This window comes from Hydrogenophaga sp. IBVHS1, assembly GCF_002127265.1.
In the GTDB taxonomy this organism is placed as follows: Bacteria; Pseudomonadota; Gammaproteobacteria; order Burkholderiales; family Burkholderiaceae_C; genus Hydrogenophaga.
Window position 1 is genome coordinate 2,306,515 of sequence record NZ_NFUU01000001.1, and the last position, 25,193, is coordinate 2,331,707.

Sequence of the window (25,193 nt, forward strand, 5' to 3'; positions counted from 1 at the left end):
GTCCTGACGAGGCTGACTGCGATCAGTAACTCACCGGCAGCGGATCGAGCGACCGCCAAATATACCAAGTTGCCACGCTGCAGAAAGGGGCCCAGGTGTTGGCCACTTCGCGGATCTCGCTGCGGCTCACTGGCTCGCCCGAGAAGTAACACCGGCTGATGCCGTTCTGCAGACCGATATCGTCCAGCGGTAGTACGTTGGGCCGCATCAGATGAAAGATGAGGAACATTTCCGCCGTCCATCGGCCAATGCCACGAATGGCCACGAGCTCGGCAATGATGGCCTCGTCGTCCATCGTTGCCCAGCTCTTCACGTGCACTTGGTCATTGGCGAAGTGCAGCGCCAGGTCCACCAGGTATTCCACCTTGCGGGCCGACAGGCCGGCCGCGCGCATGTCGTCCACCTTGAGCTTGAGCACCTGCGCCGGTGTTGTCTTTTTCGACAGCAAGGCAAAGCGGTCCCACACCGACTGCGCCGCCTTCACCGAAATCTGCTGCCCCACGATGCTGCGGGCGAGCGTGACGAAAGCGTCGCCCCGCGATTGAAGGCAAGCGCTGCCGTACTGAGGAATGAGCTTCTTCATCACCCGGTCGCGCTTCATCAGGTGGCGGCAGGCGTCCACCCAGTAAGCGGGTGCATTGGGCACGGGATCGGGCACACCGGTGGTGACCATCAAGCGCGCTCCCAGGTGGTGCCGGCGGGGTTGTCCTTGAGCACGATGCCCTGTTCCAGCAAGACCTTTCGAATGCGGTCGGCTTCAGCGAAATCCTTGGACTGCTTGGCGGAGGTGCGCTGCTCGATCAGCGTGAGGATCGCTGCTTCATCGGTGTCAACGCCGCCCTGCAGGAAGCGCTGAGGGTCACCCTGCAGCAGACCCAGCGTGCCGCCGAGTGCTTTCAGCAGACCCGCCGCCGCGGCATCCTTGCTGCGATTGACTTCACCAGCCAGATCGAACAGCACTGCCACGGCCTCGGGCGTACCGAAATCCTCGTCCATGGCAGCCCGAAAGCGCTGCGCGTGCGGTTGGCTCCAGTCGATTGCCGCCACCGGCGCAGGCACCACCATCGAGAGTGCGGTGTACAAGCGCTTCAACGCGCCACGCGCATCGTCAAGGTGCACGTCGCTGTAGTTCAATGCGCTGCGGTAGTGAGCGCGCAAGATGAAAAAGCGGACCGTCTCGGCGTCGTATTTCTCCAGCACCTCGCGGATGGTGAAGAAATTGCCCAGGCTCTTGGACATCTTCTCGTTGTCCACGCGCACGAAGCCGTTGTGCACCCAGAAGCGCGCCAGCGGCTGACCCGTCGCACCTTCGCTCTGGGCGATCTCGTTCTCGTGGTGCGGGAACTGCAGGTCGGCTCCGCCGCCGTGGATGTCGAAGGTCTCGCCCAGCGTGGCGCAACTCATGGCCGAGCACTCGATGTGCCAGCCCGGCCGGCCAGCTCCAAATGCGCTGTCCCAACGGGCCTCGGCGGGCTCCTCGGGTTTGGCCGATTTCCAGAGCACGAAGTCCAGGGGGTCGTTCTTGTCGCTGGTCACCGCCACCCGCTCACCGGCACGCAGGTCGTCGAGCGACTTGCCGGAGAGCTTGCCGTAGCCGTCGAATTTGCGCACCGCGAAGTTCACGTCCCCGTTGTCAGCCTGGTAGGCCAGCCCTTTGCGCTGCAGCGTGTCGATCAGCGAGAGCATCTGCGGCACGTATTGGGTGGCGCGTGGCTCCAGAGTGGGCGGCTCGATGCCCAGAGCGCCGATATCCTGGTGCATGGCTGCCGTCATCTCATCGGTAAGAGCCCGCAGCGTGATGCCGCGCTCAAGTGCGCGCTTGATGATCTTGTCGTCGATGTCGGTGATGTTGCGCACGTAGGTGACGCGGTAGCCGCTGACCTTGAGCCAGCGCTGCACAACATCGAATGCCATCATCATGCGGGCGTGGCCGATGTGGCAAAGGTCGTAGATGGTCATGCCGCAAACGTACATGCGCACATGACCGGGCTCGATGGGCTGGAACACCTCCAGGCGTCGCGACAGCGTGTTGTGGATTTTCAGGGTCATGGAACGGCGGCGAGTGGTCTGGCGTGGCCATGCAACCGGACCCCCTCAGATACAATCCGCCAGTATATCCAGCCCGTTGGTTCGCCCTGTGCGGCTTCGGGCCTTCGATCAACGTTTCACTGGTCTCGTCCAATGCCGGACACCCAGGTTCGCCTTCTGAGGTCCCATGCTCCACCCCGTGAAATCTTCCACCGGCCTGTATGGCGCTGCGCCTCACTCGACCCTGTCCGCCCGCTTGCGCCGCCTCACATGGTCTGCGCTTGCCCTGATCTGTCTGGCCACGCCGCTGGCCTGGGCGCAGGCCGACGACTACGCCGAGGTGAATCGGCTGGTGCGCTCCGGCCAGTTGAACGAAGCGATGTTCAAGGTCGACCAGTACCTGGCCACCAAGCCGCGCGACCCGCAGATGCGCTTCCTGAAAGGCGTGATCCAGACAGAAAGCGGCAAGTCCACCGAGGCCATCGCGACCTTCGCCAAACTCACCGAAGACTATCCCGAGCTGCCCGAGCCCTACAACAACCTTGCTGTGCTTTACGCCAGCCAGAGTCAGTTCGACAAGGCCAGGGCCGCGCTTGAAATGGCGATACGCACCAACCCGAGCTACGCCACCGCACACGAGAACCTGGGCGACGTGTACGCCAAGCTGGCCAGTCAGGCTTACAGCAAGGCTCTGCAGCTCGACGCCGGCAATGCCGCCGTGGTGCCCAAGCTCAGCCTGATCCGCAACCTGTTCGCGGCCAATGGCGCTGGCACGGCACGCCCCGCCACTTCGGTGGCCGCAGCCCCGGCCCCGGCTGCAACCCCCGCACCCGCCGCAGCCGCAAAACCACCGGTGGCGGCCGCGCCAGCCCCGGCTGCCGCACCCACGCCCTCGCCCGGGGCATCTGGCGATGCCCAACGCGATGTGGAAGCTGCCGTGACGGCCTGGGCCAAGGCCTGGTCGGCCCGCAGCATGAACGACTACCTCGCCGCCTATGGCCCCAGCTTCGCGCCGCCGGGTGGGCAGTCGCGCGCTGCCTGGGAAGCCGACCGCCGCGCGCGCATCGAGCCTCGTTCGCGCATCGGGGTGGAGTTGAGCGACCTGGCGGTTACGGTCAACGCCGACCGCGCCACCGCCCGCTTCCGCCAGGACTACACCTCCGACACCCTGAACATCACCAGCCGCAAGACGCTGGAACTGGTGAAGAGCGGCAACCGCTGGCTGATCGTTCGGGAATCCACGGGCTCCTGATGGCCAGTCGGCGGTTCGCACAACGCGGTCATGCCAGTTTCCCGACTTCGGTAATGGGCGCGGGCGGTGGCGCCGGCTGGCGCGCGCCACGGGGGTTGTGGCTGGCGGCGCTGCTGGTCGCACTGGCACTCGGGCTCTACGCCTCCTTCGGCACCAGCCACCTGCCCGCCCCGGCAAGCGTCTCACCCTCCCTGATTGAAACCGCGCTCGCGCGCATTGACGACACGGCAAAGAGCCGCCCCGATCCGGTGCGGTCCGGGTTGATGCCGGTGCCCCTGACCGACGAACACTTGAAGAACGCCCGACCGCTGATGGGCCAGGCCGAATCGCGCCTGATCGAGATCTATCAGCTCATCGGCCAGACGAAGCATCGGCAGGCGCTGCAACGCGCTGAGGCTCTGGTGCGCGATCACCCCAATTTCCAGCTCGCGCACCTGGTGCATGGCGACCTGCTCAGCCTGCAGGCGCGCCCGGTGCGCCGGCTCGGCGATGTGCCCGACACGCAAGCGATGGCGGCGGCGCAGCAACTCGCCACGCTGCGCGAAGAGTCCACCCGACGGCTGCGTGCCCTCACCGAGCGTCCGCCCGAAGGCGGCGTGCCCACGCAGTTCCTCACGCTGTCCTCTCAGAGCCGGCACGCCATCGCCATCGACGCCTCGCGTTCGAGGCTCTACCTGTTCGAAAACCTGGCCTCGGCGCGTTCCGGCAGCGAGCAAAACGGCGCGCCCCGCCTGAAGCTGATCGGTGACTTCTACATCTCTGTGGGTCTCTCCGGCATCGAAAAGACCACCGAGGGCGACAAGCGCACACCGCTCGGCGTTTACTACATCACCAGCACGCTCAACCCCGCCAACCTGCCCGATCTCTACGGCGTGGGTGCGCTGCCCATCAATTACCCCAACCCGCTGGACGTGCAACGTGGCAAGACCGGCAGCGGCATCTGGCTGCATGGCACGCCGAGCGATCAGTTTGTGCGCGCGCCTCAGGCCTCTGATGGCTGCGTGGTGCTGTCCAACCCCGATCTGGAACGGCTACTCTCCACCGTGCAGATTCGCACTACCCCGGTGGTGATCGCACCCGAACTTCAATGGGTGCAACCGGAAACGCTGGCGGGCGATCGGAGCCAGTTCGAGGCGGTGCTCGAGTCCTGGCGCCAGGCGCGCAGTGCGGCTGACGCCAGCGGCCTGAAGGGGTTTTATTCGAACCGCTTCATGAACCAGGGCCGCGATCTGGCCCAATGGTGGCCCCGTATCGAAAGCGAGTTGCGATCCAGCGGCTCGCGCGAGATCCAGCTCAAGGACGTTTCCGTGCTGCGCTGGCGCGACCAGGAAGACACCCTGGTTGTCACCTTCGGTGAAGTGCCCGCCGGCCAGAGCCGCGGCGTCACCAAGCGACAGTACTGGACGCGTGAGCAGGATCGCTGGACGATCTTTTTTGAAGGAACCATCTGATGCATCAACTCCTCCTGTCGCGCCGTGGCGCCAGCGCCCTCCTCGCCGCACTGCTCACCAGCGCTTCGCTGATGATGCTGCCCCTCAGCACGCAGGCACAGACCCCAGCCCCCAAGGTCCGCGTCACCACGTCCATGGGTGAGTTCGTGCTGGAACTCAATCCCTCCAAGGCACCCAAGACGGTGGAGAATTTTCTGCAGTACGTAAACGACAAGCACTACGACGGTACCGTGTTTCACCGCGTCATCAGCAATTTCATGATCCAGGGCGGCGGCTTCACGCCCGACCTGCAGCAAAAGCCCACCAAGGCACCGATTCCTCTGGAGGCCAACAACGGCCTGAAGAACGATCGCGGCGCTGTCGCGATGGCGCGCACGAACAACCCGAATTCGGCCACCACCCAGTTTTTCATCAACACCGTGGACAACGCCAACCTGAATGCCCCGCTGCCCGATGGACACGGCTACGCCGTGTTCGGCAAGGTGGTCTCGGGCATGGAGGTGATCGACAAGATTCGCGCGGTTGCCGTTGGCGACCAGGGCATGCACCAGAACGTGCCCAAGACCCCCATCACCATCCTCAAAGCCACTCTGGAGAAATAACATGGCCAACCCCCAAGTCGAACTGCACATTGCCGGTCACGGCGTCGTCACGCTGGAGCTCGACGCCGAGAAGGCGCCTCAGTCCACCGCCAACTTCCTCGCCTATGTGGCCAAAGGCCACTACGACAACACGGTGTTCCACCGCGTCATCCCCGGCTTCATGGTGCAGGGCGGCGGCTTCGAGCCGGGCATGACCCAGAAGCCCACCGACAAACCCATCGCCAACGAAGCCAACAACGGCCTGAAGAACGACACCTACACCGTGGCCATGGCGCGCACGAGCGATCCGCACTCCGCCACTGCGCAGTTCTTCATCAACGTGTCCAACAACGGCTTCCTCAACCACACCGCGCCCAGCGCGCAAGGCTGGGGCTATGCGGTGTTCGGCAAGGTGGTTTCTGGCGCCGAGATCGTCAAGAAGATCGAAGGTCTTCCCACCGGCCGCAAGGGCTTCCACGACGACGTGCCCAAGGACGATGTCGTGATCGAAAAAGCGGTAGCACTCTGATCTCCGGGGGTGTCACGCCCCCTCGCCCATGCCCGTCACCCCGATCGACCGCTTCGCCGAGCTGAGCGCACCCGCTGGCTGGCAAGCGGTCGATTTCATTTCCGATCTCCACCTGCAGGCCAGCGAGCCAGAAACGTTTGCTGTGTTCCGGCGCTACCTGGAAATGCCGCCACAACGGCAGGCCGATGCGCTGTTCATTCTGGGCGACCTGTTCGAGGTTTGGGTGGGTGACGACGTACTGGATGCCGGCACACCCGCCAACGACGAGCACGCTTTCCAGCGCACCTGCGCCGCCGAGCTGCGCGCCCATAGCCAGCACACGTCCGTGTTCTTTCTGCATGGCAACCGCGACTTCCTGCTCGGCCAGCGAGCCCTTGAGGCCTGCGGCATGCAGGGTCTGATCGATCCCGCCGTGCTCGTTTTCCAGGGACAACGCTGGCTGCTGAGCCATGGCGACGCATTGTGTCTCGACGACACCGACTACATGCAGTTTCGGGCTCAGGTTCGGCAGGCGTCGTGGCAAAGCGATTTTCTGGCGCAACCACTTGCCCAGCGTGAAGCCATTGCGCATGACTTGCGCGCGCAAAGCGAAGCACGCAAACGACTGACCGGCAACGACCCGAGCCTGTGGGCCGATGTCGACGCCGACGCCGCTCGCGATTGGCTGCGGCTCGGGCAGGCCCACACCCTCATCCACGGTCACACGCACCGGCCCGCCGAACACGAACTCGGCGATGGGCTTCAACGCACGGTGCTCAGCGACTGGGACGCTGGCGCCACGCCACCCCGCGCCGAGGTGCTGCGCCTGGACGCGCAAGGCCTGCACCGCCTGTCGCTGTTGGCCTGAACCCATTCGCTTCATGATCGATTTCATTCAACGCTGGCTGCCACGCAAGCTGAGGCGGCCGAAACCTGTGCCCGATGGGCTGTGGCGCCGCACGCTCGCCGAACATTCTTTCCTTGGCGAACTGGGTGCTTCGGCGCAGGAGCGCTTGCGCCTGCTGTGCGAGCATTTCCTGATGGAGAAGGAGTTCCACGGGGCCAACGGGCTGGTGGTCTCGGATGCCATGGCCCTGACCATCGCGGCCCAGGCCTGCCTGCCGCTGCTGCACATGCATGGCGTGTCCGGCGAAGCCGTGCGGGATCCGCGCGATCTGCTGGACTGGTATGGCGACTTTGTCGGTATCGTGGTGCAACCTGGCGCCGTGGTGGCCCGGCGCAAGACCATGGACAGCGCTGGCGTGATGCACCACTACGACGAGGTGATCGCAGGCGAGGCGATGGACCGTGGCCCGCTCATGTTGAGCTGGGAAGACGTGGCCCATGCGGGCGAACGCGCGCACCATGGACACAACGTCGTGATTCATGAGTTCGCCCACAAGATGGACATGCTCGGCATGCGCCTGGGCGACTCGCCCGATGGCGCGCCGCCCCTGCCGGCGGGCTTCATGGGCACGCGCCAGCGTGCCCGAGCACAGGCCATCTGGCACCAGACCATGCAGGCGGCTTTTGACCGCTTCCGCGAGGCGGTGTCCATGGCCGAGCGTTTCGGAGGCGAAGTACCCTGGCTCGACGACTACGCGGCCAAGGACCCGGCCGAATTCTTCGCCGTGACCTGCGAGGCTTACTTCGTCAACCGCGAGCGCTTCGCCCAGGAGTTCCCGGAACTCATGCCCTTGTACGACGGCTTCTTCCGCGCAGGGAGCGCGCTCAGCGCTTCAGCAGCGCCTTGAGCGCGTTCTGAAGCCTGCGCGCGTTCGACGCGTCGACGGGGGAAGCCAGCACGGTCGCGACGTCTTCCACCCAGGTGTCGGCCGGGGCGGCGGCATGGCGGCGGGTGAGCAACTGCAATTGCAGCATGCGGCGCTCGCTCAGGTGCTCGGCCGGCGTGGGCACTTCGGCAGCCATTTCCAGGCGCAGCAGCGTCTCACCGCCCAAGGGCGTGGCGGGCTTGGCAAGTGCCGCGGCCCAGGCCGCTCGGCTCGGGCCGTTCACGCGCGCACCCAGCGCCTGTGCCGTGGGCAACTGTTCGGCATCGCGCTGCTCCCAGGCGGTCATGAGCTGGGTGATCACTTCCCCGTGGGCTTGTGCCGCGAGCTTGCGCAGGCTCGCCTGCGCCGACTCCACGGCCTGGCGTTGTGCACGGAAGGCTGCATCGCCCAGGCGCGGACCTCGCGGTTCGCGCTCATCGCGCCAGGGCGCAGCCGCGCCGCGCGCGTCGCGGGAATCGCGCGGGCCTCCGCGTCCATCGGGCCGGCCGCCTGGCTTGCCGTCACGGCGCGCATCGCGGCCTGCAGGCTCGGTCTTTTTCATGCCCGGGCGGTCGTCACCGCGCATGGCCACCAGCTTTTTCGGTGGTGCAACAGGCGCGGGTGCAGGTGCAGGCGCCGCCGCTTCAGCAGGCGACTCTTCAGGGGTCGGCGCGTCTCGGGTCGCCTCTTCGCTGGCTGTTTCGACCGGAGCCTCGGCGGCCACTGATGGCTTCGGCGCTGCCGGTGCGGCGGGTGCCTCGGGCTGAGCGCTCAGCGCGGCCTCCAGGGCAGCCATGGCCACTCGGATCTGCTGGGCGTCGCCGCCGGCACTGGCGGTTTCCAGTGCGCGCGAGGCGTCCAGCACTCGCTGATCGTGCGCGCTGAGTGCGGTCACAGCCTTCTCACGCTCAGTACTCTTGCGGGCAAAGGCTTCGTCAATCGGCTGGCGAAAGGCTTCCCAGAGTTTCTGTTCGTGCTTGCGCTCCAGCGGCACGGCGTGGGCCTCGGCCTGCCAGCGCTGTTGCAGCGCCTTCACGGCATCGATGCGCAGCATGGGTGCCGCGCCCAGTTGTGTGGCCTCTTCAATCAGGGCCTTGCGCCGCGCCGTGCTCTCGCTCTGCGCAGCTTCCAGGCGCGCGTGCGCGGCGTGCATGGCCTCTTTCCAGACCGGCTGGATGTCGGCAAAGGCCTTCTCGCTCAGGTGGCCGGCTTCGCGCCAGCGTTCGGAGAAGGCATGCAGTTCTCGCACCTGCGCTTTCCAGTCGCTGCTCTCGGCATGCGACGCGGTCCACGCGCGCAGTTCTTCGATGATGGCCAGGCGCTGCGCCTTGTGCGCCTCGCTTTGCTGGCGCACCTGCACCAGCCAGGCTTCCACCACCTTGTGCGCCTCGGTGCAGGCCTCGTCAAAGCGCTTCCACAGCGCGTGGTTGGGCTGGCCGCCCTGGTCGGTGGTCTTCCACTGGTCGCGCAGTGCTCTCAAGGTCTCCTGCATCTTGCGGCCACCCAGGCGTTGACCCTCTGGCGCCTGCAACAAGCCCTCGGCCTTGGCCACGAGCTCTTCGCGAAGCTGGTCGGCGCGCCAGCGCTGCCAACCTTCCAGTTCACCGGCCTGCGCCAGCGCGGCATTGGCGCGGCCTTCGAGCGCGGGACCCACCAGGCGGCCATGGCTCTTGAGCAAGCCGCGCACATCGGCGGCGGCCTTGGGCGTGGCCTTGCCATGGCCTTCGGCGAGTTCACGCTCAAGCACCACCAGCGCCGCTTCAAGCTCGGCCGCCGCGCGCGCGCGACGTTCCTGGTGAGCCTGAGAGTCCTGCGCATTTTTCTCGGCGGTCGCCGAGGTTTCCTGCCCGCGCGCACCGCGCAGCTCGTCGGCCCACACGGGCACCGCCGGCAGCGGCGCCTGGGGGTTGGCATCGGCGGCCACGGTCTGCGCGAGTGCGGCGCCAAAGGCGTCCCACACCAATTGAAGCTGCTGGCGCGATGCGTCGAGCATGGGCGGGAACTTCGCGTCCACGCTGGGCCACTGCGGATCGAGCGCCACCGAGCTGGCCTGTTGCTGCCACTGATCCACGTCGGCGCGCAGCGTTTCTGCAATTTGCTGGGCCTCGCGCCAGGGCTTGGTGGAGAGCACCTCGATGCGCTGCGCGATCAGCACGGCAGCTTCACGCTCAATCTGCACACGGTGCTGCAAGTCTTCAATGGCCTTCACGCGCTCGGCCAGCGCGAGCTTGAGCGTGGCCAGCGGTTCGCGCGAGAGCGGTGCGCCAGCGCGCGCGGCGTCGCGCTGCCAGGCCAGTGCGTCGGCCAGGTTCAGGCGGGGCTGTTCGATCATCGCCTGCGCCTTTTGCGCCCACTCCACCGACATCTGTTCCTGCGACTTCTGGCGCTTGAGCTCGTCAAGCTTTTCTTTCAGGGGCTTGGCTGCGCCACGGTCGCGGTGCGAGAGCTCCTTGAAAACCTCGTTCATCTGCTCCAGCGTGGGATCGGTGGCCAGCCAGGTGCGGATGCGTGCAGCGCGTTCGCCCGAAGTGGGGGCAGAAAAGGCGCCGCCGGTCACGGCGTCCAGCGGATGTTGGGCGTTGGCGCCGGTGGACTTGGAAGTGGTGGGCGTGTTCACGGCGGATTCGGAAGCGTTGGACGAAGACGGGGCTTTGCGCAAGGAAAACAGCGACATGGAGGGAAGGAAATGATCAATTCGCGGACGGCGCCACGGCGGCGCGACCAACGCGTATTGTCGCCGCAGTTGGCGCGCCAGGCGCCTGCGCCCCTGCAGGCTCAGCGCGGCGCGAGTCGGAGCTCTGCCTGGGGTCGCCAGTTGTCACCCTGGCGGCCGAGTTGCGGCGCGCCGAGGAACAGTCGATCCTCGGGCATTTCACGGCTCGCCAGGTAGTCCTTGACCGCCACCGCACGCGCCACCGCCAGCTCACGCAGCGCATCGGGTGTCACAGGGACCGCCGCCATCAACAGCGCCTCCATTTCCGCTTGTGGAATGTCCCTGGCTATGCCGATGGCGTTGCGCGGCTTGGGGATGTCGGCACGCCGATAAACCTCTTTAAGCAGCGCGGGATATTCGTCAGCCGAGACGGTAAGACCCTCGGCCGGCGGTGTGCCCGAACGGGCCAGCACGCGGCGTTTCTCGGCCAGCACCTGCTGATCGAGCCGCGAGCGCTGGAAGCCGGCGCGTTCGAATTCCAGATCGGCATGGCCGACCACCGTCACCTGCAAAGCGGGCCGCTCGACCAGCGCCTTGGCCACCGCATCGAGCCGTTCACGGCCGGCGGCGTCCAGCGACGGACGCCCTTCGCCGAAAGGGACCTGGCTCATCTCGGGACCGCCGCCGCCAAAAGCGCTGGCAATCAGCGAGAACGGTGCGGTGATCGCCTTGCCAATGAGATTGAAGATGAGCCGGAAGATCAACGGAGCCAGGCGAAACTGTGGGTCGTTGAGTGAGCCGCTCACCGGCAGGTTGATGTCGATCACGCCATTGCGGTCGGCCAGCAAGGCCACGGCCAGCTTGATGGGCAGGTTGGGCGCTTCGCTGCCGGCCACGCGGTCGCCGAAACTGAGCTGGTTGAGGATGATCTGGTTGCTCGCCGTCAGTTGCCCGCTGGGCTCGATCTTGTAGGCCACATCCACGCTGAGCTTGCCTCGTTCGATGCCATGCCCCGCGTATTTCACGGTGTAGGGAGACAGCGGGGGAAGTTCGAGGTTGCGCACCTTGCCCCGGATGTCCAGCGCCAGCGGCTGGGCCAATGGGTTGAGCTTGCCGTCGATCTCCAGCGCAGCGGTGCCTTCGGCCCGCCCGCGCAGGGTGAGGTCTCCAAGCTGGGGGGCGCCGGTGGCGTTGTTGGCGCTGGCGAACGCGCTGAGACCGCCGGTGAGTTCGCTCAGGTTGGCGGAATAGTTGGGCTTGATGAAGCGGTCGGAAAAGAGCACGCGACCATTGACCAGGCTGACAGGGCCGAAACGGATGTCGGCTGGTGGGCCTGCTGGCGCCGTGGCCACGAGAGCTGAAGCGGCCGGAGTCGCGACGGCCGTCGCGGCCTCGCCCTCCGCCGGTTTGATCAGCCCCTGCAGATTGATGCGGCCGCTCTCGTCGATGATGAGCCGCGCGAAGTAATCGCTGAGCACGGTCTCCTCCACCGCCAGACGCGTGGGCTGCCCAGGCGCCATGGCCAGCGCGAGACCGCGCACCTGCAACGACTTCCAGGCCAGCAGGTCTTCGGCCGGTGAACGCGTGTTGGCACGAAAGTCGTCCAGCGAAGCCTGGCCAGCCAGCGCCAGGCTCATGCCGGCGGCAGGCAACGCAGCTTCCACCGAGCCGCGGTAGCTCGCGTCGGCGCGCAACAGCTCAAGATTGAGCCGGTCGCCGAAATACGGCTCCAGCTCGTGGAGCGGCAGCCGCTCGGCCAGCACATTGGCCTTCAGCCGGAGGGCGCTGTCGGCCGCAGGCAGGCGCAGGCTGCCCGTCAGACCGAGCCGCCCCGGCTCCCCCCGCGCTGCTTGCGCCGGGCCCAGCCGCAGTTGCAGCTTCACGGGCATGTCGGGCGGCTTGCTCGCCAGCGGTTGCAGGTTCTTCAACTGCAGCTGGATCTGGCTGACCGCCAGGTTCACCGGCTGCGCGGGCCATCGATCGTCCAGCGTCACGTTGCCGCCATCGAGCTCCACATCCGCCAGCGTGACCTGCCAAGGGGGGACCGGCGTCGCGCTGTCCGGCTTGGCGGGGCCCGGCCTGGCCCAGTCTTGCGCCTGCCAGCGGCCGCTCTTGTCGCGCACCACGCTGGCCTGCAGGCGGCTCGCCAGCACTTTCCCCACCGTAACGGAACGGCTGGCCAGATCAATGCGAGCCTCCTGCAACTTCAGGGCACCGAGGCTGGCCAGGGGGCGCCGCGACGGACCGAGCCGCAGAGCGTCCACTTGCAGGCTCGACACGTCCACCTGGAGGTCCATGGGGCGCTCGCCCTGCGGCGCGCGCCAGGACATGCCGAGCACGGCACGGGCCCGACCGTCGAGCTCGGGCACCAGCACGTCCGCCATGTAAGGGGCGAATGTGCTCAGTGCCAGCTCGCCCACGTCGAGCTGCGCCTGCACTTCGCTCGCCGAGGCACTGCCCTTCAGCGAGATCGGCGTTTCCCCCAGCCGGACACTGGCCTCAAAGGGCGCGGCGGTGTCCATCGGCCAGCGCAGGTTCTGCAACCGGACGCTCAGCTCGCTCATGGTCAGATCCGCCGTCGGCCGAACGGAATCGTCTTTCCAGGGAACCGTACCGCCATCGATCGACACGCGGGCCACGCTTACCTGCCACGGGGCGGGGGTGGGGGCTGCGGCAGTCGGGGCAGACGGCGGCGCCTGGGCTGGCAGCGCCGCAAGGATGCGATCCAGGTTCAGGCGACCCTGAGCGTCGCGCGCCAGATCCAGCCTGGGCGACTGGAGTTCGACCGACGCCAGATCGCCCACCCGCGCCAGGGGTTCCAGCCGGTTGACCTCCACTTGCAGCCGTTCCCAGCCAAGCAGATCCACCTCCGCCGCCGATCCCATTCGCTCCACCACGCGCAGGCCCGACAGCGCCACCTTGCCCGAAACCAGCAGGCGCGGTTGCGCCTGTTGCTCGAAGTCGAGCTTGAGGGCGAGGTGAAGAGCGCCCGCCTTCGGCTGCACTGGCCATTGCGCCGGCCAGTACGGAAGGTACGGCGCAAGGTCCAGCGTCGGCACATCCACCATGGCCTCGGTGTCGCGCGTCTGCGCAAACGGGGTGGTGCTGGCCCGCGAGTCGAACGCGCTGCCATTCAGCGTGAACGCGAGGCGAGGCTCAGTCACCACCTCCAGGCGGGAAGGCAGATTGCTGAGGAACGGCACGCCCAGCTTGAGCTCGGTGAGCCTGTGAACGGAGTTGGTGCTGTCGTCGGCGAAGTCCAGCTCTCCACTGGAGACATCTATATTGAACAGCGCAAAGTGGGCTGGGTCCGAAGGCTCGGCTGCCTCGGTGGGGCGCAGGCGCTTCAGGATGTCGTCCACGTCGTAGCGGCCTTCGCCCAGGTGGCGCAGATTCAGGTGGGGCTGCTCGATGTGCAGCGCGGCGATCACCGGTGCCAGGCGAAGGATGGACTGCAGCTCGGCATCGGCATGCAGCCTCGCGAGGGAAAACTGCGCGCCGCTGCCCGCGGCGTCCGCCACCCGAAGCCCTTCAATCGAAAGGCGGAGCGTCCACGGGCGAAAGTCGACCCGCTCCACGGTGACGGCCCGGCCCAGCAGCGCCGAAGCCTGCTTTTGCAACTGCCACTTCAGGAGTGGGGGCACAGCGAGCCACGCCACTGCCCAGATCAGCAAAAGACCAGCCAGGCCGATCAGGACAAGCCTCAGCCAGGGCTTGCGGCTCACAGAGGTGGTCAAGGCGTTCATCGGGCAATAGAGAGCGGAGCGATTTTGCGAGTGTCGCCTATGACCCCTGGCGTACCACCTTTGCCCAAAAAGAAACCCCGGCAGACGGAGCCTGCCGGGGTTGACGGCGGGCTAAATGCTCTTGCCGTCGATTTGGCGGTGGGAGTTGGATGTCCCTCCGGCCTGGAAGCAAGAGATTGCTCCCGTGGGTTGCCAGCGTGCGGTACACCGCGGTGCCAGCGTGCGTCTGTCAAAAACAGACAGTCACAGGTTACTCGCGTTGCCAGAGGGGATCAAGACCGCAGGCCCGCTGAGCCCATGCAGATTTTCAATGGCGTGCTCAGACGCCATTCGGGAGCCCCGAAAACGCGTTCTGGATCATGAAAGGTGGTCACCAGCCGACGAGCGGTCGTTACCAGAGCGCTGGCCCGCAGGCCCTGTGCGCACAGGGATGCGCGCTAGAGAAGTCGGTTTGCTTACGATTTCTAACACTTGTACATAACCTATGGTTGTTAAAAATTGATTCAAAAACATTGACTGGGTATTTATAAGCACCTACGATCCGCTCGCTTGCCCGTTCAGGGTTAACCCGCAACGCTGCCAGAAAGGCTAACTCGACCACTGCCCCACGAGGCCCTTGGTCGATGGCGACCCCATCCAAGGAGCGATTTCATGAACGCGAACAACGTATCGCCACACCAGAGCACCACAGGTGCCGTGGCCTCCCTGAAGACCGCGCTGCGGGACACTTATCAGGGCTTCTTCGACATCACGCACAACAGCCTGGCGCTGATGGGCACACTGCTCGCCGTGGCAGTGATCACCCTGAGCGCACGCGCCGATCTCCGCCAAAACGCCGAACAGCACCTGCTGGGCTGGCTGCTGGAGCGCCAGGAGGCGTTGGCAGAAGACACTGTGTACGCCGCCGAGCCCAGCGCGATCGACCGCGTGACCGCCGCCCTGCCCGCCGCCCTGCCCAAACAACAGGCCAACGTGGCCTACTGGCTCAGCCGCAAATACCGCGTTGCCGCCGAGCCGCTGGGCGCGCTGGTCGCCGAGGCTTACGAAATCGGTGCCAAGGCCAATCTCGATCCCACGCTGATCCTGGCGGTGATGGCGGTGGAATCTCGCTTCAATCCCTTTGCGCAGAGCCCGGTAGGAGCCCAGGGGCTCATGCAGGTCCTCACGCGTGTGCACACCGACAAGTACGAAGATTTCGGCGGCCACCTGGCGGCGTTCGACCCGATGTCGAACCTTCGCGTGGGCGTGCGCGTGCTGCAGGACTGCATCAAGCGCGCGGGCTCGGTCGAAGGCGGCCTGCGCCTTTACGTCGGCGCTGTGAGCACCGACGGCAGCTGGTACATCGACAAAGTGATGGCCGAACATCTGCGCATTCAGAGCGTGGCTTTGGGCAAGCCCATGCAGCGCTATGTGCCGCAGGCCAGAACCATTCCGGTGGTGGCGCCCACCGAGCCTGTGGTACCTGCACCCGCGAAGCCGGGCACCGAGCTGGAGGCCGAAGGCCCTGCACAGCCCAGTCTGCCCTCAGGCGGCATGACCCGCTCCTGAGCGAGACGGCGCCCTGGCGGGCTCGGCTAAACTAGCCGGGTACGCAACTGGCGATAGGCGCGCAACCCCGACCCACCGAGGCCGGGGGCTGGCGCTGACGTGGCCCCCCTGACCCATTCAATTCGATCGGCGCAGGGACAACCACTGGGAAGCGTACCGCCGGCAACTTGAAGTTTCCGGCGTTCAGCCGTTCGCCTGGGCAGCCCTTGTCTCTGCGCAAGGTTTCACGTCTTGAAGGACTGCCATGTACGACCGCAACATGCTCATCGAGCAAACCGACCCCGAGATCTTTGCCGCCATCCAGTCGGAAAACGCGCGCCAGGAACACCACATCGAACTGATTGCCAGCGAGAACTACGCCTCGCCGGCGGTGATGGCCGCACAAGGCACACAGCTCACCAACAAGTACGCCGAAGGCTACCCGGGCAAGCGCTACTACGGCGGCTGCGAATTCGTCGACATTGCCGAGCAACTGGCGATCGACCGCGTCAAGCAAATCTTCGGTGCGGACGCCGCCAACGTGCAGCCCCACTGCGGCGCGTCGGCCAACGAGGCCGTGTTTCTGGCCTTCCTCAAGCCGGGCGACACCATCATGGGCATGAGCCTGGCCGAAGGCGGTCACCTCACCCACGGCATGGCGCTCAACATGAGCGGCAAGTGGTTCAACGTGGTCTCTTACGGCCTCAACGACAAGGAAGAGATCGACTACGACGCGATGGAACGCAAGGCGCATGAGACCAGGCCCAAGCTGATCATCGCTGGCGCCTCGGCTTACAGCCTGCGCATCGATTTCGAGCGATTCGCCAAGGTGGCCAAAGACGTCGGCGCCATCTTCATGGTGGACATGGCTCACTACGCCGGCCTCATCGCAGCCGGCATCTATCCCAACCCCGTGCCGCACGCCGATGTGGTCACCTCCACCACGCACAAGAGCCTTCGCGGCCCGCGCGGCGGCATCATCCTCATGAAGGCCCAGCATGAAAAGGCCATCAACAGCGCCATCTTTCCGGGCCTGCAGGGTGGCCCCCTCATGCACGTGATCGCGGCCAAGGCCGTGGCGTTCAAGGAAGCCCTTGCACCCGAATTCAAGGCTTACCAGCAGCAAGTGCTGACAAATGCGCGCATCGTCGCCGAAACGCTGGTTTCCCGTGGCCTGCGCATCGTCAGCGGCCGCACCGAGAGCCACGTGATGCTGGTCGATCTGCGCGCCAAGGGCATCACCGGCAAGGAAGCCGAGGCCGTGCTGGGCAGCGCGCACATGACGATCAACAAGAACGCCATTCCGAACGACCCGGAAAAGCCGATGGTGACCAGCGGCGTGCGCATCGGCACCCCGGCCATGACGACACGCGGTTTCAAGGATGAGGAAGCGCGCATGACAGCCAACCTGATTGCCGATGTGCTGGACAACCCGCGCGATCCGGCCAACATCGACGCGATTCGGGCAAAGGTCAACGCCCTTACCGCACGTTTCCCCGTGTACAAATGACTTCCCCCACGCTCCAGCGCTTCGCGGGTCGCTGCCCCCTGAGGGGGCTCGGCTGCCTTGGGAGCGGCCCGGCGCCGGCCAACCGATGAAATGCCCTTTCTGCGGCCATCTGGAAACCCAGGTCGTTGAGACTCGGGTGTCGGAGGACGCAGATTTCATCCGCCGCCGCCGCCAGTGCGGGCACTGCGAAAAGCGCTTCACCACCTACGAGCGCCCCGAAGTGAGTTTCCCGGCGGTGGTGAAGAAAGATGGGCGGCGGGTGGACTATGTGCCGGCCAAGCTGCGCGCCTCGTTCGCGCTGGCGCTTCGCAAGCGACCCGTCAGCACCGAGCAGGTGGACGCGGCCATCGAGCGCATCGAGGAAAAGCTGCTCAACCTGGGCGCCCGAGAGGTGCCTGCCACGCGCCTGGGTGAAATGGTGATGCGTGAGCTCAAAAAACTGGACAAAGTGGCCTACATCCGCTTTGCCAGCGTCTACCGCAGCTTCGAGGATATCGACGAATTCAGGGCTCTGGTGGACGAAGTCCGGCGCTGAAAGCCCCGGCTTTTCGTGACGTCCGGTACGGCCCTGACCGTCCATCCTCTCCAGACGGCACTTCGGCGTCTGTGAGGCGTCCGAAGGGTGGCACCCGCCCACAATTCGGGCGTGAAACATTCATTTACCTATTGGCCTGGGCGCCTGCGCGGCCCGCAGGCAGGCTTCACGCTGATCGAACTCATGGTCGGCGTGGCGATCATGGGCATCCTGCTGATGGTGGGTGTGCCCAGTTTCCAGTCGGCCGTTGCTTCCAGCCGGCTCACCACCAGCACCAATGACGTGGTGAGTGCCCTGGCGCTGGCCCGTACCGAGGCCATCCGCCGCGGCGCTCGTGTGACCGTGTGCAAGAGTGCGAACGCCACCGGCTGCACCACCGCAGGCAACTGGGCCCAGGGCTGGATCATCTTCATCGACACCACCCGGTCGGCGGGGGACGCGGCTGTCGACACCGGCGAAGTGATTCTGGCCAGCAACGCGGCCGCCAGCGGAAACATCGTGATGGCGGGGTCGGCGGGGGTGACGAATTTCGTGTCCTTCGCCTCCGATGGGCAGGCCAGGCTGATGAACGGCGCCTCGCAGGCGGGCACGCTCAGGGTGTGCAGCACCGCGACCGCACTGGCCGACACCCGGCGCGCGCGTGACATTGCCATCAGCGCGTCGGGACGCGTCTCCACCAGCACACCCGCCTCCGTCGCAGCCACCTGCCCCGCCACATGAGGAACCGCATGCGCCCAGCCCGCACCTTCCGAGCCCGCCCAAGCGGCATTCACCGCCAGCGCGGTGTGGGCCTGATCGAAATCCTGGTGGCCGTGCTCATCCTGGCCTTGGGTTTGCTGGGCATGGCCGGCCTGCAAGCCAATGCGCTCAAGACCAACCAGAGCAGCTACGCACGCGGCCAGGCGGTAATGCTGAGCTATTACATGCTCGACGCGATGCGCGCGGACCGTGCTTCGGCGCTTTCGCTGACCTACAACACGGGCGCTGTCAGCGCCGGCGTCATTGCACCGATCTGCAATCCGCTGGCGATCACGGGCGCCTCCCTTTCCGACAACAACCGCCGCGACTGGTTGCAGAGCCTTCGCACCAGCCTGGGCAACGAAGACACCACCTGCGGCGCCATCAGCTGCGATGTCACGGGGGTGTGCACCATCCAGATCACCTGGGACGACAGCCGGGCCGGGGGTCTGGGCACCCAGCGCTTCGAAACCACGAGCCGTCTATGAGCAGCACCGTCAAATCCGCCAAGCCGCTCTCCCGCCCAGGCCGCATGCGTCAGGCGGGCTTCAGCATTGTCGAGCTGATGGTCGCGCTGGTGCTGGGCCTTTTGCTCATCGGTGGTGTGGTCAACATCTTCATGACCAACCAGCAGACCTTTCGCACCAACGAGAACCTGGGCCGGCTGCAGGAGAACGCCCGCATTTCCTTCGAACTCATGGCGCGCGAAGTGCGGCAGGCGGGTGGCAACCTGTGCGGCGCCACGCTCGTGGCCAACGTGCTCAACAACGCGACCACGGCCTGGACGTCCAACTGGGAAGCCGGCGTGCTCCAAGGGTTCGATGGCGCTCAGGCGGCCACGGGCATCGTGGCCACGGGTGTGGCCGTGAATGAGCGTGTGGCAAACACCGACGCCGTGCGCGTGCTCAGCGGAGGCATGTTCGATGGCGTGACGATTACCGCGCACGACGCGGGCACTGCCCAGATCACGCTCGCCACCATCGACCACGGCTTTGCCCCTGAGAGCGTCGTCGTGGTCTGCGACGGTCAATCGGCCGCACTGGCCAAGCTCACCTCTGCCGCCTCTGGCACGTCGGCCGTCGTGGGGCACGACGACGGCGCGGGCATCACCGACAACTGCAGTGAAGGCCTGAACTTCCCCACAGATTGCTCGTCCGAGACCGGCAATTCGCGCGCGTTCCAGCCAGGCGGCTTTGTCACGCGCATGACGGCCAGCACCTGGTACGTGGGCAACAACGCCCGTGGAGGCCGCTCGCTGTTCCGCGTGACCGCCGGCGGGCCGGAAGAAATCGCCGAAGGCGTGCGTGACATGCAACTGGACTACCTGTTGCGCAATTCCGCGACCGGCACCCTCGACTCCAACTGGCTCGCGGCCGACCTTGTCACCGACTGGACGCCCGGCGCCGCTTCGCAGGTGGTCGCGGTGCGTCTGCGCCTGACGCTGGAAACGCAGACTGCGGTCGGCACCAACCAGCAACCGGTCGAACGCCAACTGATCCATGTCGTGAACCTGCGCAACAGGCCTGCCTGATGAAAACTCCACGCCACTTCACGCCCCGCCGCACCGCCCTGCCTCAGCGTCAGGCGGGTGTGGCCCTGGTCGTTGCATTGATCCTGCTCGTCATCATGACGCTGGTCGGCCTGAGCGCGCTGCGCACGGTCACGCTGGAAGAGAAGATGACCGCGCAAACCTTCGACCGCAGCCTTTCCTTTCAGGCGGCCGAAGCCGCCCTGCGCGAGGCCGAAACGGTGGTGGAAACCACGGTGCCCACGCCCGCCGCGCTCGCCGCCTGCGTGGCCGGGGTGTGCGGCGCCCCCGACAGCACCGCCACCATGCGCTGGGCCGACGCCACCTTCACTGGCTGGCAGGACGCCACTGCAGTGGCCAACGGCCCGATCAGCATCACGCCGCAGTACATCGTCGAGTACCTGGGCAACACCTTTCCCTGCCAGCCGGGCACGCCGTCTGCCGGAACCGACTGCAAGCGCTACCGCATCACCGCACGCAGCAATGCCGGCAACGACCGGGCTGCTGTGATGCTGCAGTCGATCTTTGCAGCCGAATGAATTTTCTCGGAGTACCGCCATGAAAAGTCTGTCACACCTGAACACCGCGCTGAAGTTTGTCGCCATGATGGGGATCCTGTCGGCCACGCTCGGCGTGCAAGCGCTGACCTGGCCGACAAAGCCACTGGGTGCCACCATCAGCGCCAAGCCCATGACGATGCTGGTGGCGGGACGCGACCACAAGTTCTTCTACGAGGCCTACAACGACGCGAGCGACGTGGACGGCGACGGTACGCTGGACACGCGCTTTAAACCCAGCATCACCTACTACGGCTTGTTCGACTCCACGCTGTGCTATGCATACAGCGGCTCTGGCCTCACCGGCCTGTACAGCCCGGGAGCCACTGCAGACGCACTCGGCAGGTGCTCGGCCAGCACCACCCACCGATGGTCGGGCAACTGGCTCAACTACGTCACCACCAGCCGCATCGACGCACTGCGCAAAGTGCTTTACGGCGGCTACCGCGAGGTTGACTCAGCGACCGAGACCATTCTGCGCCGCGCCTACATTCCGCAAGATGCGCACAGCTGGGCAAAGGAATACCACAGCCAGGCCACCGACGGCTACCTGATCAGCGACTACACGCCGCTGGCCCAGCCTACCGCCACCAACCGCCGCCACTTCTTCGGCAACCTGACCGCCAACCGGGGCGTCAACTGCAGCACGCTGGACACCTGCAGCAACATGGCGCCGCTGCTGCGCATGCGCACCAACGTGGGCAACGACCGCCGTGTGTGGGAATGGGCCTCGAAGGAGCGCCCGGTGCTGCACGACAGCTTGTCGTCTGGCGGCTTCCCCGCCGGTACCGACGCGGAGGTCAACCGCACGGTTCGTGTGCTGGTGTGCACCGCCACCTACCACAACGGCTGCCGGCAGTACCCCAACGGCCAGTACAAGCCTATCGGGCTGCTGCACGAGTACGGTGAAAACGATTCGATGCTGTTCGGCCTGCTCACGGGCAGCTACGACAACCACATGTCGGGTGGGCGCCTGCGCAAGGTGGTTTCCTCGTTCTCCAACGAAGTGGCGGCCAACACCGGCATCTTCGATGCGAACGCGCGCATCGTGAACACCTTCAACCGGCTGCGCATTCGCGGCTTCAACCAGAGCAGCAGCTCCGACGAATACTGGAAGTCGAACCCCTACGCCGACTCGGCCAGGGCCGCGACCGAAGGTGAGCTGGTGGACTGGGGCAACCCGATCGGGGAAATGCTGTACGAAGCCACGCGTTATTTTTCCGGCAGCGGAGCCGCCACTGCGGCCTTCAACACCTCCACCACTTTCGACACGCAGGTGGGCCTGAGCAGCGTGACCTGGGACGACCCCTACTCCACCACAAGCGCAGCCAGGGCATCGTTCTGCTCGCGCGCCAACTTTCTGACGATCTCCGATATCAACCCATCGTTCGACTCGAACACGATGCCGGGCAGCAGCTTCAGCACCTTCACCGGTGACATCACCGGCCTGAACATGACGACCCTGGGCGCCACCATGACGGCGGTGGAATCCAACATCACCGGCCTGCGTTTCATCGGTCAGTCGGGCACGGGCACGGGCTCCTACGACGCAGCACCAACACCCAAGAACGTGACTTCGCTGGGCACCATTCGTGGTCTGGCCCCCGAGGAGCCCACCAAGCAAGGCAGCTACTACTCGGCGGCCATGTCTTACTACGCCAAGACCACCGACCTGCGGCCTACGCTGCAAGGCCGGCAATCGGTCGACAACTACGTGGTGGCCCTGAGTTCGCCCCTTCCGCGCATCGAAGCGCGGCTGCCCAATGGCCGCATCATCAACCTGGTGCCGTTCTCCAAATCGGTGGGCGGCTCGGGCATTTCGGCCACCAAGGGCAACTACCAGCCGACCAACCAGATCGTCGACTTCTACGTCGAGCAGATTGCAAACTCTGGCGCAGCCGATGCCGATGCAGCCATCAACGGCGGACGTTATTACGCACGGTTCCAGATCAACTTTGAAGACGTGGAGCAAGGCGGCGACCACGACATGGACGCCATTTCCGAATACACCGTGCTGGCCAATGCGGACAACACGCTTTCGGTCACGGTGCGCCCGACCTACCAGGCCGGTGGCATCTACCAGAACATGGGTTATGTGATCTCCGGCAGCACGCAGGATGGTGTTTACCTTGTCGCGCGCGACGAGACCGGCTCCGGCTCCTACTTCCTGAACGTGCCGGCTGGCCGCACACCCGGCTATTGCGATGTGACCACGCCACCAGCCGACTGCGCCACGCTGCCCAGCGTGGGCGCCGCAGGCAACACCTTCGTGTTCACCCCCAACACGGGCACCGGCGGCGCCACGCTGCTGCGCGATCCGCTCTGGTACGCCGCCAAGTGGGGCGGCTTCGTGGACCGCAACGCCAGCAACACGCCCGACCTCCCGCTCGAATGGGACACCAACAGCGATGGCGTGCCCGATACCTACTTCCTGGTGCAGAACCCGCTCCGGTTGCGCGAAGCGCTCCGAAAGGCGTTCGACAACATCATCGAAAAGAGCGGCAGCGGCGGCAACATCATCGCCAACAGCACCGTGCTCTCCACCGATTCGCTGGTCTATCAAGCCACCTTCAACAGCACGCGCTGGTCGGGTGATCTCTCGGCCTATCCCGTGACCGACGCCGGCGTGGGCGCCATCGCATCCTGGCGAGCCGCCGACCACATTCCAGTTCATGGCTCCCGCAAAGTCACTTACTGGTCGGATGTCACCGGCCCGGAAAAAGGCAAGCTCTTCACCTGGACGAACCTTTCGACCGCCGAGCAGGCGCTGGTCAACAACAGCGAACCGCTACTGAACTACCTGCGCGGCGAACGCACGCTGGAAATCCAGAACGGCGGCAGCTTGCGCGACCGCTCCGCCAACACGGTACTGGGCGACATCGCGCATTCTTCACCGGCCTATGTGCGAGACACCGAGACGGTGTACGTGGGTGCCAACGACGGCATGCTGCACGCCTTCAATTCCAGGACCGGCGTGGAGCTGTTTGCGCACATTCCCAGCAGCATGCTTCCCCGTCTGAGGAACATGGCCTCACCGGCCTACAACGACCTGCATGAATACTTCGTTGATGGCGACATCGTCGTGTCTCCACGCACCCCGCTGATCACCAACAACTACCTGGTCGCCACGCTCGGCCGGGGCGGCAAAGGTTTGTTTGGCCTGGACGTGACCGACCCCGCCAACTTTGCCCCTGCCAACGTGCTCTGGGAATACTTCTCCACCACCGACCCCGACCTGGGCAACATGCTCGGCCGCCCGGTACTGGCGACCACGAACGACGGCCAGCGTGTGGTCATCGTGGGCAACGGCTACAACAGCACCGATCAGAAGGCGGTTTTGTACATCTTCAACCTCACCACCGGTGCGCTGATCAGGAAGATCGACACGGGTGTAGCAGGCGACAACGGCCTGGCCACCCCCGGTCTGTTCGACAGCAACAACGACGGTCGGGTGGACTACGTCTACGCGGGTGACCTGCACGGCAACGTCTGGAAATTCGATGTGTCGGGTGCCACCCCCGCGAGCTGGGGTATATCCAACGCGGGCGCACCCATGTTCCAGGCCCGGGACGCGATCAACCAGCCGCAACCCATCACCGCGCCGATGCGGATCACCCGCAACGATGCGTCGTCCGACGTCAACTTCGGCCAGCGCTTCATCCACTTCGGTACCGGCAGCTACTTCCGCACCGGCGACCCTGGTTCCAACGCGCAGCAAACCTGGTACGGGCTGATCGACAGGGACACGGTCATCAACGGCCGCACCAACCTGGTTGCGCGCGCCGTCCAGGCGTCAGGTACCTTCGACGGCAAGCCTGTGCGCTCCTTCGCCACGGCCTCCGCGGGTGACATGGCCGGTCGGTCTGGCTTCTACCTCGATTGGCCGACCCCGCCGTCACCGGCCACGGCCGAACGCGTCGTCACGGCCTCCAACATCTTCCGACTCGCCGAACCCACCCTGCTGGTGAGCTCCATCATTCCGGTGGTGGACGAATGCACGCCGGGCGGCAACGGCTACCTGAACGCAATCAACCCGTACACTGGCGGCCGCCTGACCCGACCCTTCTTCGACGTCAACGACAATGGCCAATTCCTCGACGACCTGCTTGGCGGCGCCTACATCGGCTCGATCGATCTTGGCGTGGGCATGCCGGGCGAGGCCATTCTGGTCGGCAACCGCCTGGCCGTGGGTGGCTCCAAGGGCACGGTGGAAGACATCCGCGTCAACACCGGTGCCGTGCCCATCCGGGGCCGCCTGACCTGGCGCGAAATCATTCGGGACTGACACCCCATTTCTCCACGGAATCCACGATCATGAGCACCCTCCAACGCCCCCGGCAGACACCGCATACCGCGCAGCGCGGCTTCACGCTGGTCGAGTTGATGATCGTGGTCGCCATCGTCGGCATCCTCACGGCCATTGCCTACCCGAGCTATGTGAGCCACATGCAGAAAACGCGGCGTGCCACTGCGGCGGGGTGCCTGATGGAACTCGCGCAGTGGACCGAGCGCAACTACACCACTTGTCTCGCCTACAACCGCACGGGTGCTGGCTGTGCAACCGCATTGACCTCAGCCGAATTGCCCAACCTGACCTGCCGCACGGACCTGGCTGGCATCTACACCTTCGGGTATTCGGCCAACCCGAGCGCCACTGCCTACATCCTTCAGGCCGTGCCGGGTGCGCCACAGGCGGGTGACACCGCTTGCGCCACGCTCACCCTGAACCAGGCGGGCGCCAAGGGAGCTTCGGGCACCACACCGGCTGGCTGCTGGAGGTGATCGCGCCCCCGCGCGATGCCGGCGG

19 protein-coding genes and 1 riboswitch are annotated in these 25,193 nt (G+C 65.6%); of the genes, 15 read left to right on the forward strand and 4 right to left on the reverse strand.

Translation table 11 applies throughout. The annotated features are described in order from the left end of the window. Positions 1–22: 22 nt before the first annotated feature. Both CAP37_RS11050 and cysS read right to left on the reverse strand, forming a co-directional pair. Positions 23–673: a DNA-3-methyladenine glycosylase gene (locus tag CAP37_RS11050; RefSeq protein ID WP_086124205.1), complete on the reverse strand. Its 651-nt coding sequence runs from the start codon at positions 671–673 to the stop codon at positions 23–25. Continuing rightward, entirely contained in the window at positions 673–2,049 is a 1,377-nt protein-coding gene (gene cysS / locus CAP37_RS11055) for a cysteine--tRNA ligase (protein WP_086124206.1), read from the reverse strand. Before cysS ends, CAP37_RS11050 begins: the two co-directional genes overlap by 1 nt. Before the next feature lie 178 nt (positions 2,050–2,227). Here cysS and CAP37_RS11060 point away from each other — a divergent pair, with 178 nt between their 5' ends. The 6 genes from CAP37_RS11060 to CAP37_RS11085 all read left to right on the forward strand — a co-directional run bounded on the left by CAP37_RS11060 (position 2,228) and on the right by CAP37_RS11085 (position 7,574). Then, a complete protein-coding gene (locus CAP37_RS11060) occupies positions 2,228–3,280 on the forward strand; it encodes a tetratricopeptide repeat protein (protein ID WP_373271078.1) in 1,053 nt (350 codons plus the stop codon). Further along, positions 3,280–4,731 carry a murein L,D-transpeptidase family protein gene (locus tag CAP37_RS11065; RefSeq protein ID WP_256926936.1) on the forward strand — a complete coding sequence of 484 codons (1,452 nt, stop codon included), beginning with the start codon at positions 3,280–3,282 and terminating at the stop codon, positions 4,729–4,731. Before CAP37_RS11060 ends, CAP37_RS11065 begins: the two co-directional genes overlap by 1 nt. A gap of 71 nt (positions 4,732–4,802) precedes the next feature. Then, complete coding sequence (locus CAP37_RS11070) at positions 4,803–5,333, forward strand: peptidylprolyl isomerase (RefSeq protein ID WP_256927000.1); 531 nt, start codon at positions 4,803–4,805, stop codon at positions 5,331–5,333. Between the two features lies 1 nt (position 5,334). Further along, on the forward strand, positions 5,335–5,841 hold the full coding sequence (locus CAP37_RS11075; protein WP_086124209.1) for a peptidylprolyl isomerase: 507 nt from the start codon (positions 5,335–5,337) through the stop codon (positions 5,839–5,841). 28 nt (positions 5,842–5,869) lie between these two features. Then, positions 5,870–6,688, forward strand: coding sequence for a UDP-2,3-diacylglucosamine diphosphatase (locus tag CAP37_RS11080; protein WP_086124210.1), 819 nt, complete (start codon positions 5,870–5,872; stop codon positions 6,686–6,688). Between the two features lie 13 nt (positions 6,689–6,701). Continuing rightward, positions 6,702–7,574 carry a zinc-dependent peptidase gene (locus CAP37_RS11085; RefSeq protein ID WP_086124211.1) on the forward strand — a complete coding sequence of 291 codons (873 nt, stop codon included), beginning with the start codon at positions 6,702–6,704 and terminating at the stop codon, positions 7,572–7,574. Here CAP37_RS11085 and CAP37_RS11090 read toward each other — a convergent pair. Together CAP37_RS11090 and CAP37_RS11095 are read right to left on the reverse strand one after the other, a co-directional pair. Then, positions 7,552–10,266, reverse strand: coding sequence for a DUF349 domain-containing protein (locus tag CAP37_RS11090; protein WP_086124212.1), 2,715 nt, complete (start codon positions 10,264–10,266; stop codon positions 7,552–7,554). The two genes, CAP37_RS11085 and CAP37_RS11090, sit on opposite strands and share 23 nt — an antisense overlap. Before the next feature lie 101 nt (positions 10,267–10,367). Continuing rightward, positions 10,368–13,982, reverse strand: coding sequence for a DUF748 domain-containing protein (locus tag CAP37_RS11095; protein WP_218776849.1), 3,615 nt, complete (start codon positions 13,980–13,982; stop codon positions 10,368–10,370). 660 nt (positions 13,983–14,642) lie between these two features. Here CAP37_RS11095 and CAP37_RS11100 point away from each other — a divergent pair. From CAP37_RS11100 to CAP37_RS11140, 9 genes are all read left to right on the forward strand, one after another. Next, a complete protein-coding gene (locus CAP37_RS11100; protein WP_086124214.1) occupies positions 14,643–15,539 on the forward strand; it encodes a lytic transglycosylase domain-containing protein in 897 nt (298 codons plus the stop codon). 33 nt (positions 15,540–15,572) lie between these two features. Beyond that, positions 15,573–15,747: riboswitch (ZMP/ZTP riboswitch) on the forward strand. A 36-nt stretch (positions 15,748–15,783) separates the two neighbouring features. Then, complete coding sequence (glyA, locus tag CAP37_RS11105) at positions 15,784–17,028, forward strand: serine hydroxymethyltransferase (protein ID WP_086124215.1); 1,245 nt, start codon at positions 15,784–15,786, stop codon at positions 17,026–17,028. A gap of 85 nt (positions 17,029–17,113) precedes the next feature. Continuing rightward, positions 17,114–17,563: a transcriptional regulator NrdR gene (gene nrdR / locus CAP37_RS11110; protein WP_086124216.1), complete on the forward strand. Its 450-nt coding sequence runs from the start codon at positions 17,114–17,116 to the stop codon at positions 17,561–17,563. A gap of 111 nt (positions 17,564–17,674) precedes the next feature. Then, positions 17,675–18,283: a GspH/FimT family pseudopilin gene (locus tag CAP37_RS11115; RefSeq protein WP_179190189.1), complete on the forward strand. Its 609-nt coding sequence runs from the start codon at positions 17,675–17,677 to the stop codon at positions 18,281–18,283. A gap of 8 nt (positions 18,284–18,291) precedes the next feature. After that, positions 18,292–18,789, forward strand: a complete 498-nt coding sequence (gene pilV, locus CAP37_RS11120) for a type IV pilus modification protein PilV (RefSeq protein ID WP_086124218.1) — start codon at positions 18,292–18,294, stop codon at positions 18,787–18,789. Further along, positions 18,786–19,832 carry a PilW family protein gene (locus CAP37_RS11125; RefSeq protein WP_086124219.1) on the forward strand — a complete coding sequence of 349 codons (1,047 nt, stop codon included), beginning with the start codon at positions 18,786–18,788 and terminating at the stop codon, positions 19,830–19,832. The genes pilV and CAP37_RS11125 overlap by 4 nt, the downstream gene beginning before the upstream one ends. Further along, positions 19,832–20,368 carry a PilX N-terminal domain-containing pilus assembly protein gene (locus tag CAP37_RS11130; RefSeq protein WP_086124220.1) on the forward strand — a complete coding sequence of 179 codons (537 nt, stop codon included), beginning with the start codon at positions 19,832–19,834 and terminating at the stop codon, positions 20,366–20,368. Before CAP37_RS11125 ends, CAP37_RS11130 begins: the two co-directional genes overlap by 1 nt. Before the next feature lie 19 nt (positions 20,369–20,387). Beyond that, entirely contained in the window at positions 20,388–24,671 is a 4,284-nt protein-coding gene (locus tag CAP37_RS11135; RefSeq protein WP_086124221.1) for a pilus assembly protein, read from the forward strand. Positions 24,672–24,700: 29 nt separating this feature from the next. Then, on the forward strand, positions 24,701–25,168 hold the full coding sequence (locus CAP37_RS11140) for a type IV pilin protein (RefSeq protein ID WP_086124222.1): 468 nt from the start codon (positions 24,701–24,703) through the stop codon (positions 25,166–25,168). The last annotated feature ends 25 nt before the right edge of the window (positions 25,169–25,193 follow it).

Bases quoted from the DNA above. Each gene is read 5' to 3' on its own strand.
- CAP37_RS11050 (WP_086124205.1), bottom strand. From the start codon at position 673: ATGGTCACCACCGGTGTGCCCGATCCCGTGCCCAATGCACCCGCTTAC.
- cysS (WP_086124206.1), bottom strand. From the start codon at position 2,049: ATGACCCTGAAAATCCACAACACGCTGTCGCGACGCCTGGAGGTGTTC.
- CAP37_RS11065 (WP_256926936.1), top strand. From the start codon at position 3,280: ATGGCCAGTCGGCGGTTCGCACAACGCGGTCATGCCAGTTTCCCGACT.
- CAP37_RS11070 (WP_256927000.1), top strand. From the start codon at position 4,803: ATGATGCTGCCCCTCAGCACGCAGGCACAGACCCCAGCCCCCAAGGTC.
- CAP37_RS11075 (WP_086124209.1), top strand. From the start codon at position 5,335: ATGGCCAACCCCCAAGTCGAACTGCACATTGCCGGTCACGGCGTCGTC.
- CAP37_RS11080 (WP_086124210.1), top strand. From the start codon at position 5,870: ATGCCCGTCACCCCGATCGACCGCTTCGCCGAGCTGAGCGCACCCGCT.
- CAP37_RS11085 (WP_086124211.1), top strand. From the start codon at position 6,702: ATGATCGATTTCATTCAACGCTGGCTGCCACGCAAGCTGAGGCGGCCG.
- CAP37_RS11090 (WP_086124212.1), bottom strand. From the start codon at position 10,266: ATGTCGCTGTTTTCCTTGCGCAAAGCCCCGTCTTCGTCCAACGCTTCC.
- CAP37_RS11100 (WP_086124214.1), top strand. From the start codon at position 14,643: ATGAACGCGAACAACGTATCGCCACACCAGAGCACCACAGGTGCCGTG.
- glyA (WP_086124215.1), top strand. From the start codon at position 15,784: ATGTACGACCGCAACATGCTCATCGAGCAAACCGACCCCGAGATCTTT.
- nrdR (WP_086124216.1), top strand. From the start codon at position 17,114: ATGAAATGCCCTTTCTGCGGCCATCTGGAAACCCAGGTCGTTGAGACT.
- pilV (WP_086124218.1), top strand. From the start codon at position 18,292: ATGCGCCCAGCCCGCACCTTCCGAGCCCGCCCAAGCGGCATTCACCGC.
- CAP37_RS11125 (WP_086124219.1), top strand. From the start codon at position 18,786: ATGAGCAGCACCGTCAAATCCGCCAAGCCGCTCTCCCGCCCAGGCCGC.
- CAP37_RS11130 (WP_086124220.1), top strand. From the start codon at position 19,832: ATGAAAACTCCACGCCACTTCACGCCCCGCCGCACCGCCCTGCCTCAG.
- CAP37_RS11135 (WP_086124221.1), top strand. From the start codon at position 20,388: ATGAAAAGTCTGTCACACCTGAACACCGCGCTGAAGTTTGTCGCCATG.
- CAP37_RS11140 (WP_086124222.1), top strand. From the start codon at position 24,701: ATGAGCACCCTCCAACGCCCCCGGCAGACACCGCATACCGCGCAGCGC.